17 protein-coding genes are annotated in these 17,593 nt (G+C 66.0%); 11 read left to right on the top strand and 6 right to left on the bottom strand.

The annotated features are described in order from the left end of the window. The first annotated feature begins 317 nt into the window (after nt 1-317). The 6 genes from A8G08_RS25450 (at nt 318) to A8G08_RS25425 (ending at nt 6,816) form a co-directional block, all read left to right on the top strand. Nucleotides 318-662 (top strand): YciI family protein, encoded by a 345-nt coding sequence (locus A8G08_RS25450; RefSeq protein WP_068280664.1) that lies wholly within the window; start codon nt 318-320, stop codon nt 660-662. Between the two features lie 67 nt (nt 663-729). Next, complete coding sequence (locus A8G08_RS25445) at nt 730-2,175, top strand: cellulase family glycosylhydrolase (RefSeq protein WP_068280600.1); 1,446 nt, start codon at nt 730-732, stop codon at nt 2,173-2,175. 29 nt (nt 2,176-2,204) lie between these two features. Further along, nucleotides 2,205-3,350: an alkaline phosphatase family protein gene (locus A8G08_RS25440; protein WP_068280597.1), complete on the top strand. Its 1,146-nt coding sequence runs from the start codon at nt 2,205-2,207 to the stop codon at nt 3,348-3,350. A 4-nt stretch (nt 3,351-3,354) separates the two neighbouring features. Next, nucleotides 3,355-4,092, top strand: coding sequence for a sulfite exporter TauE/SafE family protein (locus A8G08_RS25435; RefSeq protein WP_068280594.1), 738 nt, complete (start codon nt 3,355-3,357; stop codon nt 4,090-4,092). Between the two features lie 145 nt (nt 4,093-4,237). After that, on the top strand, nt 4,238-5,545 hold the full coding sequence (locus A8G08_RS25430) for a lipase family protein (protein ID WP_068280591.1): 1,308 nt from the start codon (nt 4,238-4,240) through the stop codon (nt 5,543-5,545). Continuing rightward, complete coding sequence (locus A8G08_RS25425) at nt 5,542-6,816, top strand: Tat pathway signal protein (RefSeq protein WP_157108802.1); 1,275 nt, start codon at nt 5,542-5,544, stop codon at nt 6,814-6,816. The genes A8G08_RS25430 and A8G08_RS25425 overlap by 4 nt, the downstream gene beginning before the upstream one ends. A 70-nt stretch (nt 6,817-6,886) precedes the next feature. Here A8G08_RS25425 and A8G08_RS25420 read toward each other — a convergent pair whose 3' ends face one another. The 4 genes from A8G08_RS25420 to A8G08_RS25405 all read right to left on the bottom strand — a co-directional run bounded on the left by A8G08_RS25420 (nt 6,887) and on the right by A8G08_RS25405 (nt 11,258). Beyond that, on the bottom strand, nt 6,887-7,144 hold the full coding sequence (locus tag A8G08_RS25420) for a hypothetical protein (protein WP_068280588.1): 258 nt from the start codon (nt 7,142-7,144) through the stop codon (nt 6,887-6,889). 116 nt (nt 7,145-7,260) lie between these two features. Continuing rightward, nucleotides 7,261-8,637 carry an ADP-ribosylglycohydrolase family protein gene (locus tag A8G08_RS25415; protein WP_068280586.1) on the bottom strand — a complete coding sequence of 459 codons (1,377 nt, stop codon included), beginning with the start codon at nt 8,635-8,637 and terminating at the stop codon, nt 7,261-7,263. A gap of 144 nt (nt 8,638-8,781) precedes the next feature. After that, complete coding sequence (locus tag A8G08_RS25410; protein WP_068280583.1) at nt 8,782-10,425, bottom strand: nuclease-related domain-containing DEAD/DEAH box helicase; 1,644 nt, start codon at nt 10,423-10,425, stop codon at nt 8,782-8,784. Continuing rightward, nucleotides 10,425-11,258 (bottom strand): HAD family hydrolase, encoded by an 834-nt coding sequence (locus A8G08_RS25405; protein ID WP_068280580.1) that lies wholly within the window; start codon nt 11,256-11,258, stop codon nt 10,425-10,427. Before A8G08_RS25405 ends, A8G08_RS25410 begins: the two co-directional genes overlap by 1 nt. A 57-nt stretch (nt 11,259-11,315) precedes the next feature. On the opposite strand from A8G08_RS25405, the gene A8G08_RS25400 reads away from it, so the two are divergent. The 3 genes from A8G08_RS25400 to A8G08_RS28185 all read left to right on the top strand — a co-directional run bounded on the left by A8G08_RS25400 (nt 11,316) and on the right by A8G08_RS28185 (nt 13,538). Then, nucleotides 11,316-12,197, top strand: coding sequence for an aldo/keto reductase (locus A8G08_RS25400; RefSeq protein ID WP_068280659.1), 882 nt, complete (start codon nt 11,316-11,318; stop codon nt 12,195-12,197). Between the two features lie 26 nt (nt 12,198-12,223). After that, the gene (locus A8G08_RS25395) at nt 12,224-12,892 is read left to right on the top strand and encodes an NUDIX hydrolase (protein WP_068280577.1); all 669 of its coding nucleotides are present in this window, start codon (nt 12,224-12,226) and stop codon (nt 12,890-12,892) included. Nucleotides 12,893-13,049: 157 nt separating this feature from the next. Then, nucleotides 13,050-13,538, top strand: a complete 489-nt coding sequence (locus A8G08_RS28185; RefSeq protein WP_245673000.1) for a hypothetical protein — start codon at nt 13,050-13,052, stop codon at nt 13,536-13,538. A gap of 55 nt (nt 13,539-13,593) precedes the next feature. Here A8G08_RS28185 and A8G08_RS25385 read toward each other — a convergent pair whose 3' ends face one another. Then, nucleotides 13,594-14,241 (bottom strand): FMN-dependent NADH-azoreductase, encoded by a 648-nt coding sequence (locus A8G08_RS25385; protein WP_068280656.1) that lies wholly within the window; start codon nt 14,239-14,241, stop codon nt 13,594-13,596. A 279-nt stretch (nt 14,242-14,520) separates the two neighbouring features. On the opposite strand from A8G08_RS25385, the gene A8G08_RS25380 reads away from it, so the two are divergent. Together A8G08_RS25380 and A8G08_RS25375 are read left to right on the top strand one after the other, a co-directional pair. After that, nucleotides 14,521-15,606 (top strand): NAD(P)H-dependent amine dehydrogenase family protein, encoded by a 1,086-nt coding sequence (locus A8G08_RS25380; protein ID WP_068280574.1) that lies wholly within the window; start codon nt 14,521-14,523, stop codon nt 15,604-15,606. Continuing rightward, the gene (locus A8G08_RS25375; protein ID WP_068280571.1) at nt 15,606-16,040 is read left to right on the top strand and encodes a nuclear transport factor 2 family protein; all 435 of its coding nucleotides are present in this window, start codon (nt 15,606-15,608) and stop codon (nt 16,038-16,040) included. The genes A8G08_RS25380 and A8G08_RS25375 overlap by 1 nt, the downstream gene beginning before the upstream one ends. Before the next feature lie 9 nt (nt 16,041-16,049). Here the strand turns inward: A8G08_RS25375 and A8G08_RS25370 are convergent. Further along, nucleotides 16,050-17,593: FtsX-like permease family protein (locus A8G08_RS25370; RefSeq protein WP_157108801.1), on the bottom strand; the 1,544-nt coding region annotated here is incomplete at its 5' end.

The raw sequence follows: 17,593 nt of genomic DNA, 5'->3' as shown, positions 1-17,593 counted from the left end.
TGTCTCCTTCGTAGTCGCGATGGGGTACATCCGCGACACCGGGCGCTTAGCTTGCGGAGCCGCACCCTCTAGTCGAAACCACGATCGGCATCCTCGACATTACTCGCGGGATCATGCGGCGAGCTCGAGTTCCGCCAGCTCTTCGGCAACGACGAGGTCAACCTCTTCCGGGGTCAGCCCGCCGAGTAGGTGTGCCATCAACATCGATCTCACCTCCCTCGCTCGTTCTCGTGGTGTTATCGATACGTCGAATCGGAGACGGCGATTTCGACATGCTCATGACGGGTTTTTCTCGAAATCGAGCAATGGAGGCCGGAATGCAGTACCTACTGCTGATCTACAGCAATCCCGACTCGTGGAATGCGCTGACCGACGACCAACAGCGCGCCGTCGGCGAAGGGCATGCGCAGGTGTACGCGGAGCTCACCTCGTCCGGGCAACTGATCTCCGGCGCAGGACTCGACGACCATCGGCTGACCACCACCGTGCGGGTGCGCCGCGGCGAAGTGAGCACGACGGACGGCCCGTTTGCCGAGGCGAAAGAACATCTCGCGGGGTTCTACCTCGTCGAATGTGCCGACCATGACGAGGCGGTGGCGATCGCCGCCCGGCTCCCAGATGCGGCGATCGACTTCGTCCTGGTTCGTCCGGCGCTCGGCTAGCCGATAGTAAACAGGTCGGTCGTCCAAAACCCCTTGCCAACTGCGCATCGATCGCTACGGTCTGTCCATGCGATTGCGTGCCGGACTACTGGCGTTGGTTGCCCTGCTGCTCCCTGTTCTTCTGGCACCCAGCGCGTCGGCCGCGCCTGCGTACAGCCACGCGGGCCGCTGGATCACCGACACGCAGGGGCGGGTCGTTATCCAGCACGGCGTCAACATGGTGAACAAGATCGCCCCGTACACCCAGGAGGCGGTCGGCTTCGGCGATGACGATGCCGCGTTCCTCGCCGCAAACGGCCTCGACACGGTGCGCGTCGGGGTTATCTGGAAGGCCGTCGAACCTCAGCCGGGGGTTTACGACGACAACTACCTCGCGAGCATTCGCCGCACAGTGGAAATGCTTGCCGCCCACGGCATCACGAGTCTGATCGACACACATCAGGATCAGTTCAACGAACGCTTCCAGGGCGAGTTCGCGCCGGACTGGGCGGTCATCGACGACGGCATTCCGGCCCAGCCGCGACTCGGGTTCCCGATCAACATGTTTGTGCAACCGGCGCTGTGGCGCGCATACGAGCACTTCCTTGCCAATTCGCCCGGCCCGGGCGGGGTCGGTATCCAGGATCGGTTCGCCGGTGCGTGGGCCCACATCGCGGGCTACTTCCGCGATGTCGACGGCGTGCTTGGCTACGACCTGCTCAACGAGCCGTGGCCGGGCTCGAGCTGGCCCTCCTGCCTGCTGCCCGGCGGCTGCTCCGCGGACGGCCAGCTGACCGAACTGTTCCGCAACCTGACCCGAGCCGTGCGAAGCGCCGACCCATCGACGCTGGTCTTCGCAGAGTCCCCGCCCACGAGCGTGCAGCCGACCAACATGGGATCGATGAACGATCCGAACGCCGGATTGTCGTTCCACTACTACTGCATCTGGGCCGCGGCCACCGACCTCGGCTGTGACGCACTCATTCGGCAGGTATTCGCTGGGGCCGAGGCCTACTCCGCGCGCACAGGTGCGGCACTGCTGCTCACCGAGTTTGGCGCGACCGATGACAACCGGCAGATCGACGCAGTCATCGATGTAGCAGCCGAAAAGAACGTCGGCTGGCAGTACTGGGCCTACTGCCCCTGCGCGGATCCGACGACGCAGGACCAGGCGAACCAGGGCCTGGTCGCCGACCCGACCCTGCCGCCAACGGGCACCAACGTCGATACCGCGAAGTTGTACGCGCTTGCCGTACCGCACCCGAAAGCGGTTGCTGGAACCCCGATTACCTCGCGACTCGACCGCTCCAACAACGCGTGGGAGCTGAGCTACCGCACCGCACGCGCCGATGGCAAGGGTGACTTCGCGGCCGGATCGACCACGACCGCCTTCATTCCGAAGACGCGCTACCCGGCCGGCTATGTCGTGGAGGCCCGTGGCGCGCAGGTGGTGTCGGCGCCGAATGCCGCGGTACTCGAACTGCGCTCGGACTTCGGAGCTACCGAGGTGTCGGTGCGCGTCACGCCACGGTAGGCAAAGGCCCTCCTGGATAGGCTGGCCGCATGCTCGTCACGCCGCAGTACGGTCATTCGTCGCTCGCTGACCTCGTCCCGTCCGTGCTTGCGGTGCTGGGCGTCCCCGGTGAGTCGGACCGAATTGGTCTCGACCTGCCTGGCGAGGTGCGGCGGGTAGCGATCCTGCTGGTAGACGGGATGGGCGCCAACCTGGTCACCAGCCGCGCCGAATACGCGCCGTTTCTGTCCGAGCTCCCGTCCAAGACACTCACCGCCGGGTTTCCGAGCACCACCGCGGCGAGCCTGAGTTCGCTGGGCACCGGCGTCCCCGCGGGCGAACACGGGATCGTCGGCTATCTCCTCGCGGTGCCCGGGCACGAACGGCTGATGAACCCGCTCAAGTGGCGGCTGATGGGCGCGGGCCCGAAGGTGAACCTGCTGGACGAGATCGTGCCCGAGGAATTCCAGCCGGTCGGTACCGCGTTTCAGCGTGCGGCGGCCGATGGTATCGCGGTTACGCAGGTCGGCCCGCTGTACCAGAGCGGGTCTGGGCTGACCCGAGCTGCCTTGCGCGGCGGGACTTTTCAGCCGAACTTCTCCTCCGGTGACCTCGTCGACGGCGTCATCACCGCACTCGAGGCCGGAGATCGGTCACTCGTCTACGCCTATCACGGCGACCTCGACATGACGGGTCACGTGCGCGGACCCGAGTCAACCGCGTGGGCGCTCGAGCTCGCGCAGGTCGACCTCATGGCCCGGATGATCGCCGAGCGCCTGCCCGAGGATGCGGCGCTCCTGATCACGGCCGACCACGGCATGGTCACCGTCCAGAACTCGATCGACTTCGACAAGGAAGCCGTGCTGCAGGACGGCGTGCGCGCGGTCGGCGGTGAGCCACGTGCGCGGCACGTCTATGCCACACCCGGTGCGGCCGATGACGTTCTCGCGACGTGGCGCGGCAAACTCGGCGCCGATTTCCTGGTGCACTCACGCGCCGAGACGATCGCCGCGGGGTGGTTCGGCCCGGTTGTGACACCGCGCGTCGAGGAACGCATCGGCGATGTCGTCGTCGTGCCGAACTCCTCGCGCGCGATCATCCGGTCCGGGATGGAGCCGATCCAGTCGAACCTGATCGGTCACCACGGTTCGCTGACCGCCGCCGAAATGCTCATCCCGCTCTACAGCGTCGCCTGAGTCGGTGAGCCTCGCCGATGCCGCGTTCCTCGTCGTTGCGGGATTCTTCTCCGGCCTGATCGGCTTCGTTACCGGTCTGGCTTCGGTGGTGTCCTACCCGGCGCTGCTGGCCGTCGGCGTGCCGCCGGTCGCCGCGAACGTCACCAACACCGTCGCCATGGTCGCGGTGAGCGTGGGCGCCACCGCGAACTCGGCGGGCGAATTGCTCAGCCGCGGAAAGCAACTGGTGTGGTGGTGCGTGCTCGCCGCGATCGGCGGAGCGATCGGCGCGCTGGTGCTGCTCGTCGCGTCGGCCGAATCGTTCGAGGCGATCGTTCCAGCGCTCATCCTCATCGCCGCCATCGCACTGCTCGCGCAGCCGCGACTCCGGACGCTCGCCGCCAAGGCAGACCTGCCACTGCTGCTGCCCATCGGCATCGTGGCGGTTTCGATCTACGGCGGATACTTCGGTGCCGGCGCGGGCGTCATGATCCTCGCGCTGTTCCTCATCGCCACCAGCGAGTCCATTTGGTCGGCGACCCTGTTGAAGAGCGTGCTCCTCGGCATTGCCAATCTCGTGGCGGCGGTGGGATTCGCGTTCTTCGGCCCCGTCGACTGGCTGGCCGCGCTCGCACTGGCCGTCGGCATGCTCGTCGGCGGCTGGTGCGGCCCGCCGACAGTGAAGCTGATTCCGCCAAATGTGCTGCGTATCGCGGTGGCGATCGCCGCTATCGGCCTCGCGGGGTGGCTGTTCGTCCGCTGAGGACCAGCGCTCGGGCCTCGCCGTCACCAGCGCGATCAACCTCACATTTCCGTAACCGTAGGTAACGGTAATCTTGCCAAGCTGATATACCGTCGGGCCGGTTTTCCGGCGTGCCCTCGACCAACGAAGACACATCGGAGATCGAATGACACACAGTCTTGTGCTGACCGCGCTGGCCGCGGCAGGAGCGTTGGCCATCGGCAGCGCCTCTACCGCCACGGCAGAAGAGGTCCCCAACCTCGGCCAGGTCTTCAGCCCCTTCGTGCTGAGCACCCTCGCCGACGCGCACATCGCGCCGCCCGAGAACTGGTTCCCGCGCCACCCCGTTGACGATCCCTGGTACCAGGCACCGACGCTGAAGGATGACGCGAAGCCCGGCACCCTGCTCAAGGCGCGCCCGGCCCAGCTGCAGGTGTACGGCGTGCAACCGGGCAAGGTCCGTGCCTGGCAGCTGATGTACGTAACCACCGACTTCGACAAGTCCAAGACCGTGAGCACCGGGCTCCTGATGGTTCCGGAGGACGGCACCAAGCCTGCCGACCGCAAGCTCATCGGCTACTCCGAGGCGAATGACAGCCTCGGCGCAGGCTGCATGCCAAGCACCCAGTGGACCGGCGGCGACCAGACCGACCCGTCCCTCATCTCCGCGCTGCCGCCGGTAGCGCAGATGTTCGGCCACGGCTGGGCCGTGATGATGAGCGACACCGCCAACGACGGCGACCCGAACCCGCACGGGTTCTCGGTCAGTCAGTACTCCGGCCCCGCGACCCTGGACGGCCTGCGCGCCGCGATCGCGATCACCGACGCCGGCCTGCCCAGCGACATCCCGATCGGGCTGTACGGCATCGCGGGTGGTGGCGTTGCCGCGGGAGTCGCCGCGGAGAAGCAGGCCACTTACGCACCCGAACTCAATGTCGTCGGCACCGTTTTGCAGGCGATGGTCGTCGAGCCCGCGTCCTTCGAGCGCAAGGCAGACGGCGGCATCGGCTCCGGCTTCGTGTTCGCGAACTCACTCGGCTACGCGGCCAAGTACCCCGAGATCGACCTCGACAAGGAACTGACGCCGCTCGGCAAGGCCATGGCCGATGTCTTCCATGAGACCTGCCAGGCGCTCTACCTGGGCGTGCCGTTCGTGCCGCTCTCCGCGCTCTACAAGAACGGGCGCCCCGCCGACAATCCGGTATTCGAGCGTGCCTACCGCGAGAACCGCATGGGCCAGGCGTCACCGAAGGCGCCCGTGCTCATGACCTCGTGCCGTGACGACTTCCTCGTTCCCTACGCCGATGTCGAGAAGCTGACCGCGACCTACCGCGCCGGTGGCACCGACGTCACTGTCGACCCCAGCCACTGCGCCGGGCTCGAAACGCTGCTCAACCCGTATCACGCCGGTGCCGATCTTCTCGGCATGCAGGACGTGGAATGGCTCGATAAGAAGTTCAAGGAGACCCGATGAAGGCCCGCATGATCGCCGCGACGCTCGCTGTCGCGGCGACCGCCGCTACGACCGCGCTGCTCGCACCGGCCGGGGCGAGCGCCTCCCCGGTACTCATTGCCGGCACCGCCGGGGAGCTGGACCGCTACCTCGACGCGCCTCGCACCAATGAAGCCGCGATGAATGTCGGCGGCGTGAACCCCGAGTTCTCAACGGACCCGGTCGAATTGGGCAAGCTGCTCAACGAGGCGCGCAGCGAGGGCATCGCGCCCAAGCGGTATGCCGCACTGTTGCACCAGTATTGGCTGACCACCGCCACCAGCAAGGCGAATCTCGATCTGAACAAGTGGGATCCGCAGCTGGGTCTCGCGGCAAACGTCGGCAATCTGCAGAACACGTTCGCCTACTACGAGCGTCTGCAGCGTGAGCACGCCGACTTCCTCTGGACCGGACAGGGCGGCATGGCCGGCCCGTCGTTCGGCGCGGGGATCATGGACGTCGATATGGGCCGAGCCCTGTTCGGCGTCACCCAGGTTCGCGATGCTGTGGCCGCGATCGTGACCACGCTCAACGACGCCGCAGCACCCGCGACGGCGAAGCTGAACGAGAACCTGAAGGCCGTCCTGAACGTCGCACAGGTGATCACCGCCGAGGACATCGAGCACTTCCAGGTCCAGGTGATCGGGATGAGCAAGCACATCTTCGCCGACCTGATCCCGCAGCACGAGGCATTCCTCGCCGGTGGCCTCGACGCGATCGAGGAGTACCACGCGGCCGGCCTCATCGACGACCACGCGCTGAATGCCTGGCGCGACTTGGCAACCGGCGAGGCGGACAAGGTGGTCGAAGGCAACAAGGAACTGCTCTGGCGTGAGCAGAACCAGACGATCGCCGATCAGTGGGACACCGCGCGCAACTACAAGGGTTCGGTTGGCCGCGCACTGACTTACCTGAGCACGGTAGCCGCCGATCCGGCCATTCCCGGCCTGGTCCCGCCGCGCGAGTACCAGCCGCTGACGATCACCGCCGCGGACTTCAACGTCGACAACGTCGCTTGGCGGATGCAGACTCCGCTGCCCGCGTTCAACTGGTCGGACCGCGAGGCGCGGTGGAAATACATCATGGACGAGATGCTGCCGACCTACCGCGCGCTGAAGGAACAGAACCCGCAGCTGTGGATGGCGACGCTGAACAAGCCGATGGATCAGCAATTCGTGCAGCAGCGGGCGCTCGTCCGGCTGCCGCAGATGCTTGGCTCGATGGCCCGCACGACGGTGCCGTACGCCGGCTGACGCTTATCCGAAAGCGCCGGTGCTCCAACCCCCGCGGTGGAGCACCGGCGTTTCTGTTAGTGGGCTTCGGTCACCAGGGCAGCGGAATCCACTGGTCGAAGAGCCAGAAACCGTGCGGGGTGGGCGCGACCTCCCAACGGTGATTCCGGTCGTCCCAGCGATCGTTGCGGTGATCTTGCTGACGATTGTCCTGATGCTGATCCTGCTGCCAGGACGGCTGCGGATTGTTGTTGTGGTTCGGCTCAGCGCTCGCGACACCTGAACCGATACCGACTGCGGCGAGGGCGATTCCGCCGGTGGCGGCGGCCTTCATGAGCTTCGACTTCATGAGTGGTCCTTTCGTTTTGACGCTGTGCCGCAGTCTTGCTCCGGCACACCACGAAGCATTCCGATCGGACCTGGCGATAGCCTCCGGCGAACCTGCCAATCCGCTGGGAGCGTGGATCAGCGGGTTGCCGCGTTCCAGAGGGCGGGGTTGGGCCGGGCCCACGGCATCACCCGCAACACGTCCCGGGGATCGCGGCCGAGCAGCTTCGCGTAGCGGGCCGCCACGGCCGGGGTGCGGCTCTTGCCCTCGACACAGTGCACAAGCACCCGCTTTCCTTCGCGGCGCAACTCGTTGATGGTCCGTGCAGCGTCGTCGAGCACGAACTCGATATTGGCGTTGCGGTCCTTGCCGCTGTCGACGAGCCAGAACTGAATATGCTCGGCCGCAATCGGCTTGGCACCCACCCGGCACAGGCTGATCACCGCATCCACGGCCGCGCGGTCGTAATGCGCAGCACCCGAGAGGATCACGCCCTCGTCGTGCGGGTGAACCGCAAGCCGATCCGTCGAGAATCCGGCGTAGTCGATCGTGTCGGCAAGCGGCCAGCCACGCTCATCGGCGCCACCGTCGAATGCGATCCGCATCGCCACGCGCACCAGATCGTTGGCGTCCATGCCGGGGTAGCCGTGCATGATCCGCCGCCACCGGGCCGGAACCGCCGAAGCACCCCAGCGCGCACCGAGCAGCCCGCCGGCAGTCGCGGCCGTGGTGTCGGTATCCGACCCGGCGCGCACGCACAGTTCCAGCGCGTCCTGCAGGTGTCGCGGCGACGAGGCATCGGCAGTCGTGATCGCCCACCACGCCGTCTGCAGGGCATGCACGACCCAGCCGTTGTTCGAGAAGTCCTCCGGCCGGCCATTTTCGGCCTGATCGAGGAGCCGCAGCCAGTACCCGGGGTCGGAGGTATGCGCGGCCGCCTTCCGCACGCCGTCGAACGAGCCGTGCAACACGGCGTAGCGGATCGCCGACGACCAGATCCGGCACGCGTCCACCGCCTCGGGCGCGGGATGAGTCAGCCGGGAGACCGCGGCGGCGGCATCGCTGCAACCGCGCGCGTCGTCGAGATAGTCGAGCGCGATAGCAGACGTACGCATGAGGGAGCCGTTGCCCTGCTTCGCATTGCCGAGCTGCTTTGCGTGCCAGACCATCTCGTTGGCCGTGCTCGGCCGGTGCGCGAGAACGGCACGGGTCTGATTGCCGATGTCCTTCGGCTGCGTGTCGTACCAGCGGAGAAACTCGGCGGCGACGGCGTCGAAGCCCTCGCGGGTCTCGACGTCCGCGCCGCCGGCCAGCGCCCGAGCCACCGCGATGGTCATTGCGGTGTCATCGGTCCACTCCCCCGGCGCCCAGTTGAAGGTCCCGCCGCCGATCATGTCGATGACGGCGTCCGCCGCGGGTTTGGTGAATTCATAACCCGCGCCGAGCGCATCGCCCGCCGCGGTACCGACCAGCACGCCCGCCACGCGATCGTTCTGGACTGCCGAAAGCCGCATCCTTACTCCTTAGCTCAGGTTTGCGCTTATATTAGCGCACTATTGCGCTAAGTGTCAACGCTGGTATTAGTGGTTCACCTCCGCGGTCCGTGAACGGAAGATTTGTTGCGTTAGACGGAGTGAACGCTTCCGTTCACTCCGGTACTAGAGCCCGAGCTTGCGCGCGAGTTCGGGACCGCCGACGTCGCGAATGAAATCCGGGTCACCGCACACCACGAGTTGATCGCGCGCACGCGACAGGCCGACGTACAGCCGCTCGCGCACCCGATCGCCGTTGGCGTCGTCATTGAGCGCGAGGACGACGGCCCGGCGCTCGAGCCCCTTGAAGCCGAGCACGTGTCCGTAGAATACCTGCTCGGTGTCCCAGAAGCTGTCCCAGTACGCCTCGTGCCCCTCGCGCTGCCGTTCGACCTGCTCGGGATGCCGCGAGCCGATCACCAACAGGGCGAGATCCTCGGGCCGCCAACCTTCTTCAAGCAGCACATCGATCTGATCATCGGCCGCACCGAGGGCTTCAAGGGCACCGCATTCGACGAAGCGAACGTCGGGGCCTTCCCCCCCGCGTAGCCGCATCTTTTGTCCGACAAGGGGTTTGAAGGTCTCCGCGATCGGCACCGTGTTGCGAAGGTTCTCCTCGAGCAGGATGGGTATCAGCTGCACCGGCACGGCCCCGAACCGGTCGAAGACGCGCTGCCCCTCATCGTTGAAGGCGTAGACGCAGCCGGACTCCGGATCGCGCAACGCCGCCAGCACGGCCGTCCACCACTCCGTTGCGAAGTCTTGCGCCTCATCGATCACAACGGCATCGAACCGCTGCCCTGGCGGTAACTGCTGCGCCAGTTCGACCATCTTCGCGGGCAAATCCACTTCCCAAAACTGAACCGCCGCCGGGCCGCGCTCGGATTCCTCGGGACCGGTCGGCGCACCCCACTTCAGGCCGAGCGAGTGGAACTCACCAACATATGCGGGCCGCTCCTTGTAGTGCCATCCCGCGGTCACCCGCCGCAGATAGGAGGCGAGACCGTGCGAATAGCACAGCAGCGCAGTTCTTTTCCCTTCTTTCTGCAGTCGGCGCGCCTGTTCGAGCGCCAGGAACGTCTTACCGCTTCCGGCGCCACCGCGAACCTCGACTCGAGGGAGGAGCCGGATCGCGTCGAGAATGCTGCATTGCTGTCGGGTCAATACGTTGGCCGCGTCCTCGTGCGCGTTCCCACGGCTTACCACGTCCCGCTGCGGCAGCCCACGACCGTTCAGTACCTCGGACAGTTCGTCGAGCCCAGCACCGGACAGCGACGGACGTTCGGCCTGGTGGTTCACGAGCACGTGCATGATCTTCTCGAGCATGTGGTCCAGCTCGGTTCGATCGATCACCTTCCAGCGTGGGCACTCCGGTAACGCGAAGTCCGCCGGCAACTCGACATTCGGCAGCACAACCATGTGATCCCAGCGGGGCCGGGACTGCGTCCAACGGTGATCGTCTTCTACGTATCTGCGCAGCGCGTAACAGGCATCGCGGGACTGGGCGACAGGGTCCTTGATTTCGTCGACGTCGCCGCGGCGCCAACGCTCTCCGTCATGCCAGACTTCGCCGCCCTTGACCTCGAGGCAGACAACCCCGGCGCCCTCGATCGCCACGAGGAAGTCGATTTCGTGATCCTTCGAGTGATCGGTGACGCGCTGGCCGGTCCGCAGCAGCGCGGTATCCGGCAGTTGCACGCGGAGCGCCTGCCAGACCTGCCGTTCCGCTGCGCTGGCGAACTGAGGCTCGATTCGGCGATCTGAGGTCATCACACAACTCCACGTGCCGCGCCGACAATTTCCTCGAGATAGATCGCGACTCCGTCTTCGTCATTACGGAGCAACACTCGGTCCGCCAGCGCCCGCACCTCGGGCAGCCCGTTCGCCGGGCACAGCGCGGTCCCGGCCCAGGCGAGCATCGGCGCGTCGTTGACCGCGTCACCGATCGCGGCTACCGCTGTGGCGTCGATGCCGCGCTCTGCGCACAGGTCGGCGAGCGCGCTCGCCTTCGAGACTCCAGCGGAGATGAGTTCCACATACGGTGCACCGGAATGCGTGAGCTCTACGCCCTCGATTCCCAGTGCGCTCGCGGCCCGGTAAAGGTCGATGCCGAGAACCTCGGGGTGTCGCACCACGATCTTGACCACCGGCTCCCCCAGCTGTGCGGGCTGCTCGGACGCCAGATCCATGGTGTCCGGGTCGCGGTGATGATCGGAGAACACGGATAGCGCGGCGTAGCGGGGCTCGGCGACGAACCGACTCGGCCCGACAGACGCGAACGCCAGACCGGGGATGGCGTCCTGCAATTGAGTGATCGCGGCAGCGCCGGCACCCGCCTCGATGCCGATTGTGTGCAGAATCCGCGGGGCATCGTCCGAGAGGTCGATGATCACCGCGCCGTTCGCGCAGATGGCGAGGCCACGAAAGCCGCACTGCTCGGCGAACTCGTGTACCGAATGCCGGGCCCGCGCAGTCGCCCAGACGATCTCGATCCCCGCATTGCGGGCACCGCGCATCGCCTCGGCCGTGCGGCGCGTGATCGTGCGATCCGAGCGCAGCAGCGTGCCGTCCAGATCCGTCGCGACGAGCCGGATGCCGCCCACACCAGCGATGATGCCAGGGTCGACTGTTGTCAATACGACCGGTCTACGGTGGGGAAGGTGACTACCGAAGTTCCGACCATCCGACTGAACAACGGCACGACCATCCCCCAACTCGGCCTCGGTGTCTGGCAGGCCGAGGATGCAGAGACCGAATCGATCGTGCGATACGCGCTGGCCGAGGCCGGCTACCGGCATATCGACACCGCCTCCGCGTATGCGAACGAGGCAGGCGTAGGCCGCGGCATCGCTACGTCGGGCGTTTCTCGCGAGGACATCTTCGTCACCACCAAGCTGTGGAACGCGGACCAGGGTTTCGAGCCTGCCTTGAAGGCCTTCGACGCGAGCCTCGACCGACTCGGGCTCGAGTACGTCGATCTGTATCTCATTCACTGGCCATTGCAGAACGAGGACCGGCTGCTGCGCACATGGGAGGCGTTCGAGCAGATCGCCGAGTCCGGGCGCGCACGGGCAATCGGTGTGTGCAATTTCGAACCCCATCACCTCGCATTGCTGGTGAACCGCGGCGGTGTCGTTCCGGCAGTCGATCAGGTGGAGTTGCATCCGAACCTGCCGCAGGACGAGATTCGTGTCGCCGCAGCGGATTACGGCATCACTGTCGAATCGTGGAGCCCGCTGGGCGGGACGAGCGGATCGGGCTGGGGACGCCATTCGAAACCCAACGCACTCCTGGACGATCCGATCCTGTCAAGGATTGCAACGCAGCACGGAAAGTCGGTGGCGCAGGTAATCATTCGCTGGCATCTACAGAGCGGCCTCGTAGTAATCCCGAAGTCGGTTCACGAGGAACGGATCACCCAGAACATCGACGTATTCGACTTCGAATTGACCGCGGGCGATATCGACGAGATCGCGGGACTGAACAACGGCGCGCGGGTCGGCATCCATCCCGACAAGATGAACCTCGGCGCGCCTGACTAGCTCACTTCTGAGCTAAGATCCCAGCCATGGCGCTCACCGACTACCCCCGACCCTCGGTGGCCGTGGACACCGCTGTGCTCACCTTTGACGACAACCGCCTCGCCGTGCTCGCGGTTCACGGCCCTGGCGGCGCACCAGTCTTACCCGGCAAGTTTCTGCGACAAGGGAAGCGATTGCGCGAAGCGGCAAGCGATGCACTCACCGAGAAGGCGGGGCTGCGCACGGATGTCGTGGAGCAGATCGAAGAACTCGCGATGTTCGACGACCCGAACCGCGACGATCGCGGATGGGTGCTGTCGATGGCACACACGGTGGCGGTGCCACGCGATCGCCTGCCCGACGACGCGATCCTGATCCCGGTGATCCAGGGTGCGGCGCGCGAGGCACTCGGCTACGACCACAATGCAATGGTGGTGCGCGCGGTGACCCACCTGCGCAGTCGGTATGCCGAAAAGGTCGACCCGGCGCATTTCCTCGGGGACATGTTCACCGTGCTGGACCTCCGCCGGCTCTACGAGGCGATCTTCGAGCGCAGATTTCCCAAGGACACGTTCCGCCGCCACGTCCTCGACGGCCTGCTCAGCACCGGTGAGACCACCGTCGCGGGCCGCGGGCGCCCGGCCGAATTGTTCCGCCGCAGCGGCAGCGCACTGCCTCCGACCGCTGTCGCCGCCTTCCTGCACAACCCCCGCTGAGCCTCCTCGGCGCGCGTCCCCGACGATCGCGCCCGCGGCCCTAGGCTCCCGCGCATGGTCGCGATGCGCGCATATGCCTTCATCGCCCTGGCCGGAATTTCGGCAGGTGCGGTCTCCTTCATCGCGTGCAGCGACGAGGGAACCGGGTCCGTCACGGGTGAGTCGAGGCACGAAGCGGACGCGGCGACGCCTGCGCCTCCCGCGGCAGCCGCGCCCGAGTCAACGACCACCGAAGCCCCGACCCCGATCGACGCCGACGAGTTCCGGGGGGCAACAGCCGGGTTCGTTCTACTTCGTCTCGGCCTCATCGAAGTTCGAATGCGCGATCCTCGCCCAGGTCGAGGCAATCGCCGGCTGCCACGGCGCGCTCCCGGCGGGCGCACCGCAGGTGCCGGGAAGTGGTGCGCCGAAGACACTGGTCCAGCCGAACGCGATCAAGGTCTCCGGCAACACGGGCGGAAAGTTCTACAGCGCAGGCGATCCCCAGTTCCACCGGTTCGAGGGCGAGGCGCAGGTATTGCCCTATGGCCGCACGCTCGAAGCGGGCGGATTCGTCTGCTCCATCGACCGCACGAGCGGCGTCACCTGCGAATCGAAAGCGGGACACGGCTTCACGGTTTCCGACGCCGCCTACGACGTCTGGTGACCCTGTCGCCGCGGACAGTGCCTCCGCGCGGACAGTGCCGGCGGACGGTGCGCGCCTAGCGGGTGCCGAGCTCCTTGGCCAGCTGAACGAGCGTCGCGCGCGCGGCGGCGAGACCCGCTTCGCCCTGCGGCGCCAAGGGCGCGAGCGAGGCAACTCGTGATGCCAGCGTGAGTTCCGCGAGCACAACCGTGACATCCATACCGAGCGCTTTCCCCAGCACCTCCCGCAAGGTCGGAATCACGAAATCCGTTCCCTCACCGGGTGTTCCGGGCGCATAGGTATTGCCACGGCTCGACACCACAACGACCGGTTTGCCACGGAACGGCTGCGTCGGACCATCGATCGGCATAGTCGTACCGAGCACGCAGATGTGATCGAGCCACGCCTTCAACGTGGACGGAATTCCCCAGTTGTACATCGGCGCACCAACCACCAATACATCCGCGGACAACACCTCATCGATCAACTGCTTTTGCAGCACTTCAACTTCCGGGGTTACCTCCTCGCCCGGTACCCGCAACCGCTCAGCCCAGTGCGCCGCGTTCGTGGGTAGGTGAGGCAGTGGGTTCACATGCAGGTCCCGGTAGATCACCGAATGCTCCGGGCTGACCCCGTGCCACGTGTCGGCGAACAACTCGGTCAACGCGCGACTCGTCGAGCCGGTCAGATCGGCGGACGAATCGAGGTGCAGCAGCTGGGACAATCGGAACTCCTCGCGTGTGATGCGGTGCCGGTTGACCTCAATATTGCCTGCGGCAGGTCCGTCGATGCACCCATTCCGCGGATTCGTGTCGCGAACCGTTACCACCCACACACCCGTACGTCTGGTGCCGTGACCTGCACCAATGACGTCAATACCAGCAGGTGGACTGGTGTCTGGACGTGCGGATGGGGCCGATGTAACGTGCATCACTGCTGCCTGCGCCCGAGTGGCTAGGTGGTGGATGGACAGTGAGTTACGACGATCCAGGCGGTGCCAGCGATGCAGACCTACCGAGTCATCCCATGGGGCACCGGCGCGGTGGGTCTGGAGATGCTCACCGCGATCATCGACAATCAGCCCGATCTCGAGGTCGTCGGCGCCCGCGTCTACTCCGACAGTAAGAACGGCGTCGATGTCGGCACCCTGGTCGGCCGCGATCCGATCGGAGTCACCGCCTCCAACGACGTCGACGAAATACTCGCGCTCGACGCCGATTGTGTGCTCTACACCCCGCGCAACACCAGCATCGACGAGGTGTGCGCAATCCTCGCGAGCGGCAAGAACGTCGCCACGACGGCATTCCTGTTCCACCCAAGGCGTATGGCTGCCGCAGATCGTGACCGCGTGGAAGCGGCGTGCCACGCCGGCGGAACTTCCGTGCACGGCAGCGGTCTGAACCCCGGCAACCTCTCGGGCGTGCTGCCGCTGGCGCTGTCCGGAATGAGCCGCACCATCGACAAGATCACGCTGCAGGAACGCGCAGATTGGTCGGTGTACGAAAGCACCGCAATCACGTTCGACAACATGGCATTCGGGCAGCCGGTCGAACAGATCGGGCCCACCGCAACCGAATTCCTCGAATTCAACAGCGGGATCTTCATCGAACAGGTCTGGTTTCTCGCCGACGCACTGAATGCCGATATCGATGAGGTCACCGCCACCGTCGAAGCGGTTCCAGCCAAGGAGGATCACCAGATCTTCGACCACGTCCTGCGTGCGGGAACCACTGCGGGGCAACGGTGGAAGTGGTCCGGTCGCCGGGACGGCGAGGTGCTTGTGGAGATCGAGACACTGTGGACCGTGGGCGGCGAATACCCCGAGCAGTGGCCCAAGCCGAGAGATGGCTGGACACTCACGATCGAGGGCGATCCTTCGATGCAAACCCACTTCTTTTCCCTGGCCAGCTTCACCCGCCCGGCGACTATGACCGAGCACGTGCGATCGGCCAGCGTCGCGACCGGTATGCAGATCCTCAACGCAGTGCCCGCAATCTGCGCCGCCGCACCGGGATTCGCCACCATGGCGGATCTCCCCCTGATCCGGAGCCGCACCGGCTTTCGTGGGCACAACGACAGGAGTCAGTAATGGACATCCAGCAGATCAGCGACCACCTCGAGATCACCGCGTTGCTGCACCGCTACTGCCGTGCGGTCGATAGCCAGGACTGGGACCTGTACCGCACCGTGTTCACCGAGGACGCCCACATCGACTACTCGGCAGCGCCCGCCGGCGCAAAAGGCACCCGCGAAGAGATCGCCGAGTGGCTGCGGACGAGCCTCGCACTGTTGTCGATGACCCAGCATTACGTCACCAACATCGAGATCGACCTCGACGGTGACGCGGCCACCGTACGGGCGATGTTCTACAACCCACTGCACCTGCCCGGCTTCGATGATCCGAGCTTCTGCGGTGGCTACTACCACCACCAGGTTGTTCGCACGCCCGACGGTTGGCGCAGCCGGGATCTCCGCGAGGAGATGCTGTGGTTCACCAACAGCCCTGTCGCAGAGAAGGCCTGAGCCTCCCGGCTACACGTCGACGATGGCCTCCAGCGGGCGGATTCGTGCCGCCCGCGCGGCGGGCCACAACGCGGCCAGCACGCCGACCAGCGCCGAACCAACAAGCATCGTCACAACCTGAGCCCACGGCACCGCAATCACTTCCAGCCCTTGATCGCGCAGTGTGCGAATGAATCCGGAGCCGAGGCCGAGACCGAGCAGCACACCGACGATCGCACCGAACACCGCGATCAGCGTCGACTCGATGTAGATCGCGCGACGAACCTGATTGCGGTGCATGCCAACTGCGCGCAGCATCCCGATCTCGCGGCGTCGTTCCACCACCGACAGCGCCAGCGTGTTGACGATGCCGAGGATCGCGATCACCACGGCCAGGGCGAGAAGTCCGTACAACACCGCAAGCAGCGTGTTGATCTGCGCGGCCTGTGCACCCTTGAACTCCTCGCGGTCCTGCACCTGCACGATCACGAACGGATCGGTGGCCTGTTCGAGCGGTTCGCGCAGGCTGGCCGGGTCCGTGCCGGGCGCCGCGGTGACGAACACCAGCAGGTCCGACCGCAGGTTCTCAGGCGTGACCCCAAGGTAGGTCTGCTCCGATACGACCCAACCGCCGAGCAAACCGGTGGTCTTGTAGATGCCGGTCACGTGGACTGGGAACGCCACGCCGTCGTTGCTGGTGAGGTCTACCGTGTCGCCGAGTTTCCAGCCCTTGTCCTTGGACTCGGTTTCCGAGACGAGCATTCCGTCGTCGGCCAGGGTCGCGCTGCCCTCGATCATGTCGAGATCGATCACGTTCTCGACCGGCCCGCTCAACGCGACGCCATTGCCTGCCGACTTGTCATCGATCTTCGCCATGACGAAATGCAGCGAGATGGCTTGCGCAACACCGGGTACCTCGCGCACCGCGGGTGCCGCGCCGACAGGCACACCCATCATCTGCGGACCGGCGAGCACGTAATCAGCCTTCACACCGTTGTCGATGATCTGGTCCACACTCGCCTTGGCCGATGACCCGAAGATGCCGATGACCGACACGAGCATGAGTCCGAGCGTGAGCGCGAATGCCGTTGCGGCCGTGCGTCGCGGGTTGCGAATTGCATTCGTGCCGGCGAGGCGACCCACCGTCCCGAACGGACGGGCCAACACTGCGGCCAGCGCACCGACAATCGGCCGGGACAGCCACGGCGCACCGAGCAGCACCGCGATAATCAGCGCGGCCGCGCCCACACCCACCGTCGACGCGGCGGTCCCGCCCGTCGAGGTGGCACCGAGGATCACCGCGGCTACACCGATCACGCCGAGGACGGCGGCGACTATGGTGCGCACGCGCAGCGACTCACCGACCGAAACGAACTCCTCGCGCATCGCCTCGACAGGCGGCGTCTTCGCGGCACGACGCGCCGGCGCGTAGGCGCTAACCACCGTCACCACGACGCCGACAACGAGTGCGACCACGACGGTCCGCGGCGAGAGTTGCAGCGCCCCGGACGGCAGCCCGAGATCGAAGGCGTTGAGCAGCCCGCGCAGACCGTAGGCGAGGCCGACACCGGCAG

The organism is Aldersonia kunmingensis (genome assembly GCF_001646865.1).
Classification (GTDB): Bacteria; Actinomycetota; Actinomycetes; order Mycobacteriales; family Mycobacteriaceae; genus Aldersonia; species Aldersonia kunmingensis.
Note: the sequence above shows the minus strand (reverse complement) of the source record. Positions and strands in the feature narration are given on the sequence as shown.

Bases quoted from the DNA above. Each gene is read 5' to 3' on its own strand.
- A8G08_RS25450 (WP_068280664.1), top strand. From the start codon at position 318: ATGCAGTACCTACTGCTGATCTACAGCAATCCCGACTCGTGGAATGCG.
- A8G08_RS25445 (WP_068280600.1), top strand. From the start codon at position 730: ATGCGATTGCGTGCCGGACTACTGGCGTTGGTTGCCCTGCTGCTCCCT.
- A8G08_RS25440 (WP_068280597.1), top strand. From the start codon at position 2,205: ATGCTCGTCACGCCGCAGTACGGTCATTCGTCGCTCGCTGACCTCGTC.
- A8G08_RS25430 (WP_068280591.1), top strand. From the start codon at position 4,238: ATGACACACAGTCTTGTGCTGACCGCGCTGGCCGCGGCAGGAGCGTTG.
- A8G08_RS25425 (WP_157108802.1), top strand. From the start codon at position 5,542: ATGAAGGCCCGCATGATCGCCGCGACGCTCGCTGTCGCGGCGACCGCC.
- A8G08_RS25420 (WP_068280588.1), bottom strand. From the start codon at position 7,144: ATGAAGTCGAAGCTCATGAAGGCCGCCGCCACCGGCGGAATCGCCCTC.
- A8G08_RS25415 (WP_068280586.1), bottom strand. From the start codon at position 8,637: ATGCGGCTTTCGGCAGTCCAGAACGATCGCGTGGCGGGCGTGCTGGTC.
- A8G08_RS25410 (WP_068280583.1), bottom strand. From the start codon at position 10,425: ATGACCTCAGATCGCCGAATCGAGCCTCAGTTCGCCAGCGCAGCGGAA.
- A8G08_RS25395 (WP_068280577.1), top strand. From the start codon at position 12,224: ATGGCGCTCACCGACTACCCCCGACCCTCGGTGGCCGTGGACACCGCT.
- A8G08_RS25380 (WP_068280574.1), top strand. From the start codon at position 14,521: ATGCAGACCTACCGAGTCATCCCATGGGGCACCGGCGCGGTGGGTCTG.
- A8G08_RS25375 (WP_068280571.1), top strand. From the start codon at position 15,606: ATGGACATCCAGCAGATCAGCGACCACCTCGAGATCACCGCGTTGCTG.